Consider the following 1,071-nt stretch of genomic DNA (forward strand, 5'->3'; position numbering starts at 1 on the left):
TAGACTCAACTGACGGAACAGCAGGTCTTACACCTTACGGTAAGACAATAAATGTAGTGACTTTCAAGTCACACAAAACAATTGGCATCACTGTGCAATATTACTCTTTCCACATTTTCACCTTTCCTTTTTTAGAACGTGTGTTCTTTTCTATATAGGCATTATATATCGCTTTTAAATCTTTATAAAGTGGCAAATATGTCATTTTTATGGATTTTAACGCTTGAAAAGTGGGGAATACATTCGAGAAGAACCAATCATTTATCAATTTCCACGAAGAACTCTCAGTCTCTATGATCTCCCGGTTTCAGCTGGAACAGGACAATTCCTTGATTCCGACCGTTTTTCCGAAATTGAAGTTGGTGATGAAGTATCTTCCAGTGCTGACTTCGGTGTCCGGGTATGTGGTGACAGCATGGAGCCTCTCTATCTGGATGGACAGATCATCTGGATTCATAAACAAGAAACACTTGAAGAAGGAGAAATCGGTGTCTTCTTCCTTGATGGTGATGCTTATGTAAAGAAATATCATCAATCCGATTCCGGTATTCAGCTTATTTCTCTAAATAAAAAATATGCCCCTATCCAAGTCACTTCCGGATCCACCTTAAAAACTTTTGGAAAAGTAGTTGGCTAATTTTAAAAGGCTGATGGTTCAGAACGAGGACCTGGATTATTTCGGACTCTGCAGTTCATTAAATGCTACTCCGGAACTAATGAGCTTTAAATTATACAGCCTGACAAAACGAGGCCAGGCTTATCATATGCCGATGGAGATTCAGAGCAATTTCCTGGCAAAATAAAGTAAATAAAGATCCTGTTCTATATATCATAGTATGAACAGGATCTTTTTATAATGATTTATTTTCTATCTAAAATTTTATTAAACCGACTAAAGACTCCATAGTTTGTGTGTTTGACTTACTGTTTATATCTATCTTCTCCTAAATATTTTTCTAGTCATTGCAATATAAAATTGCTTATACAGTCTCTTCCTTAAGAGTCCTGGTATTCTGGATAATATACAGAGCGACCGATATGACCATCATTATAGCGCACAAACCAATCAAC

At 36.6% G+C, this 1,071-nt stretch carries 2 protein-coding genes and 1 pseudogene; 2 read left to right on the forward strand and 1 reads right to left on the reverse strand.

From position 1 onward, the window contains the following. Nucleotides 1–223 precede the first annotated feature (223 nt). Both ABHC48_RS20515 and ABHC48_RS20520 read left to right on the forward strand, forming a co-directional pair. Nucleotides 224–637, forward strand: a complete 414-nt coding sequence (locus ABHC48_RS20515; RefSeq protein WP_195700512.1) for a S24 family peptidase — start codon at nt 224–226, stop codon at nt 635–637. Next, nucleotides 630–803, forward strand: coding sequence for a hypothetical protein (locus tag ABHC48_RS20520; RefSeq protein WP_226815871.1), 174 nt, complete (start codon nt 630–632; stop codon nt 801–803). The genes ABHC48_RS20515 and ABHC48_RS20520 overlap by 8 nt, the downstream gene beginning before the upstream one ends. A gap of 177 nt (nt 804–980) precedes the next feature. Here ABHC48_RS20520 and ABHC48_RS20525 read toward each other — a convergent pair. Continuing rightward, nucleotides 981–1,071: pseudogene (locus ABHC48_RS20525) on the reverse strand (CDP-alcohol phosphatidyltransferase family protein); the annotation flags it as partial.

Origin of the sequence: Ruminococcus sp. 1001136sp1 (genome assembly GCF_039841815.1) — a bacterium.
In the GTDB taxonomy this organism is placed as follows: Bacteria; Bacillota; Clostridia; order Lachnospirales; family Lachnospiraceae; genus Blautia_A; species Blautia_A faecis.